Origin of the sequence: Lacimonas salitolerans, from assembly GCF_042677865.1 — a bacterium.
Taxonomy (GTDB): Bacteria; Pseudomonadota; Alphaproteobacteria; order Rhodobacterales; family Rhodobacteraceae; genus Lutimaribacter; species Lutimaribacter salitolerans.
In genome coordinates, this window is sequence record NZ_JBHUDD010000104.1 from 1 (window position 1) to 2796 (window position 2796).

Genomic DNA, 2796 nt, shown 5'->3' on the forward strand with positions numbered 1-2796 from the left:
CATCACCCTACCGCACAACATCTTGTGCCTCAAGCAAATGACCGGAAACCAAACCACCCACACAAACCGCGAAATAGCCAAAATATTCTCTAGTTTTTTTCCAGAAGATTTTGATTCTATTCCGAAATTAATTGAAGACCTGTCACACGAAATCAGCGCCTCTCTGAAAAAAGGGCTTACTTTATCTCAGGCTCGCGACATTTCCAACCGCTATGACTTAAAGAGATTCGGCTTTGTCGTAAAGACCTGGCTGGACCGTTTGGCCGCAGAAAAAAGGTCCCTTCGCGATTTGTGTGGGTTAACCCGTCACGCCAGTCGGAGAGCGGCATGTAGTTGTCGATCCCGATGAAATCGATCTCCGGATCGGCCCAGAGCGGATCGAGGTGGAAAAACACGTCGCCGCTGCCATCGCCCGGCTGATGCCCGAAGTATTCCGACCAATCCGCAGCATAGCCGATCTTCGTCCCGGACCCGAGGATCGAGCGCACATCCGCGAGGAGGTCCCGGTAGGCCTGCACGGCCGGATAGGTGGCCGCGCCCGAGCGGATCGTGGTCAGCCCCGGCATCTCGGTGCCGATGAGGAACGCATCGAAGCGCCTTTGCGATCTCTCTGAGACCGATGTGACGGCGCTGATTGAGGAAATTCTCGAGGGCTACGGCGCGGAAATGGCGCGCATCGCCAAATCCCAGGAGGTGCCGTTTTGATGCTGGACTATAACCACACCCCCAGCTTCGCCGACCGGGTCAATGAAGCGGTAGACGCGGCGATCACGGCCGAAAACGCGACCCGGACGCCCCGCGACTATCTCGGGGGTTCCCGTCTTGGTCATGCCTGTGAGCGTGCTTTGCAGTTCGAGTTCACGGCCACACCGAAGGACGACGGCAAGGAGTTCAGCGGTCAGTCACTGCGCATCTTCGCCATCGGCCATGCGCTCGAGGATCTGGCCGTCGCTTGGCTCAGACAGGCCGGGTTCGACCTCTATACCCGTAAGAGCAATCGGCCAGATGGCCGCCAGTTTGGCTTCTCCGTCGCCGGTGGGCGCATCCGTGGCCATGTCGACGGCATCATAGCCGCCGGGCCCGAGGGCTTTGGTCTCGCCGTTCCCGCACTCTGGGAATGCAAGACGATGAACGCGAAGAACTGGCGCGCCTGCGTCAAGGACGGCGTCACCAAGTCGAAGCCCGTCTATGCCGCCCAGATCGCTGTCTATCAGGCCTATATGGAGGCGCAGGTGCCGGGCATCTCGGCCAACCCGGCGCTTTTCACCGCGATCAACAAGGACACGGCCGAGCTTCACCATGAGCTTGTGCCCTTCGACGCCGATCTCGCGCAGCGCATGTCGGATCGCGGTGTGCGCATCCTGCAAGCGACCGATGCGGGCGAATTGCTCCCCCGCGTCGCTGCCAATCGCGACTTCTTCGAATGCCGGTTCTGCTCTTGGGCCGAGCGCTGTTGGGGGCTGCCCGGATGACCGACGCGCCCATGGACCCGCCACCGCCCCCCGAGACACTTGAGGATGCCGCAATGCCCCACGATCCCGATGACCGCCCAGCAACACAGGAACCACTGAGGGAAAACCTGATCCATTTCAATCCGTGGCGTGATTTCAACGACGCCGCGCCCATGGAGGACGTGTTTGGCGATGAGCCCGATCCCGAGCAGATCGCCCAGTTCATGGAGGTGGTCTTCGGTTATTGCGACGGGCTGATCCCAGTCCGGAGTTTCATCGACAAGGGCCAGGGCATCGATGGCCGCCCCCATAACATTTGGATCGAGGCCAGCGGCGCTGTCACCGAAAAGATGGCGACCTTTGCCAATTGGGCCTCGCGCGAAGGTGCGGCAGTCTATGTGATCCCCGGCACGGTCGCCGCCGCAGGGCAAGCCAAGGCCGCCGAGGTGCTGCAGATGCAGGCCGTGGTGGTCGACATCGACAATGGCGACATTGCCGCCAAGCGCGCCCATCTCGAGCGCCATCTCGGCCCGCCCACCATGGTGGTCGAAAGCGGCGGCATCACGCCCGAGGGGCAGCGCAAGGCGCATGTCTGGTGGAAACTCACGGAGCCCGCCGAAGGCAGTGACATTGCGCGCGTGACGCGCCTGCGGGGCGATATTGCCGCCAAGGTGGGGGGCGATATGCATTTCCGCTCCGCCCACCAGCCGATCCGCGTGGCAGGGTCTGTCTATTACAAGAACAACCTCAAGACCCAGGTCCAGATTGTCGAGCTGAACGCCGATCACGAGCGCGATCTCGGCGAGTTCATCGAGGCCGTGGCCGACATGCCGCCCGCGCCGGGTGTCAATCTCGCGCCGGATTTCACCGCGCCCGAAAAGCCGCGCGTGGACGAGGTCCTTGTCACCCCGGTGCGCGAGGGCGGTCAGGACGATTGGTCCCGCTTCGAGGGCGCCTCCGCCGCGATCGGGTATTTCATCCGCATGGTCCATGAGGGCCGCCTGTCGAAGGACGAGGGCTGGGAGGCGATCTGCGGTTACAACGCCGCCATGCTGCGGCCCCAGTGGTCGGTGGAACGGCTCAAACGCGAGTCCGAGCGGCTCTGGGCCAACCTTCGCCCTGCTGAAGCACTACACCTCCGGTGCGCAAAGCTGGACCCGCGCCATCGCGAAGCCGGTGACGGGCACCGTTCGCATTGCGCTCGGCGGGGTCGAGCAGCCCTCCGGCTGGTCGGTCGACACCGCCACCGGCGTCGTCACCTTCATGCCCATCCACAGCTGACCCTGCGCCCAGAGGCCGATTGCAAGCGATATGAAGCGCTGTGTGCTGCGGGGAGGGTCGCGGC

4 protein-coding genes and 1 pseudogene are annotated in these 2796 nt (G+C 62.7%); 4 read left to right on the top strand and 1 reads right to left on the bottom strand.

The genetic code is table 11. The features are described from left to right. A partial coding sequence (locus tag ACFTOW_RS13615; protein ID WP_379916615.1) for a hypothetical protein occupies nt 1-349 on the top strand: 349 nt, incomplete at its 5' end. Here the strand turns inward: ACFTOW_RS13615 and ACFTOW_RS13620 are convergent. After that, a pseudogene (locus ACFTOW_RS13620) lies at nt 288-590 on the bottom strand (baseplate megatron protein TIM-barrel domain-containing protein); the annotation flags it as partial. The gene ACFTOW_RS13615 and the pseudogene ACFTOW_RS13620 sit on opposite strands and share 62 nt — an antisense overlap. Between ACFTOW_RS13620 and ACFTOW_RS13625 the strand changes: the two are divergent. The 3 genes from ACFTOW_RS13625 (at nt 577) to ACFTOW_RS13635 (ending at nt 2732) form a co-directional block, all read left to right on the top strand. Continuing rightward, nucleotides 577-705, top strand: coding sequence for a DUF6511 domain-containing protein (locus tag ACFTOW_RS13625; protein WP_379916618.1), 129 nt, complete (start codon nt 577-579; stop codon nt 703-705). The pseudogene ACFTOW_RS13620 and the gene ACFTOW_RS13625 overlap by 14 nt on opposite strands. After that, nucleotides 705-1472 carry a hypothetical protein gene (locus ACFTOW_RS13630; RefSeq protein ID WP_379916617.1) on the top strand — a complete coding sequence of 256 codons (768 nt, stop codon included), beginning with the start codon at nt 705-707 and terminating at the stop codon, nt 1470-1472. The genes ACFTOW_RS13625 and ACFTOW_RS13630 overlap by 1 nt, the downstream gene beginning before the upstream one ends. Before the next feature lie 969 nt (nt 1473-2441). Next, nucleotides 2442-2732, top strand: coding sequence for a DUF2460 domain-containing protein (locus tag ACFTOW_RS13635; RefSeq protein ID WP_379916620.1), 291 nt, complete (start codon nt 2442-2444; stop codon nt 2730-2732). The last annotated feature ends 64 nt before the right edge of the window (nt 2733-2796 follow it).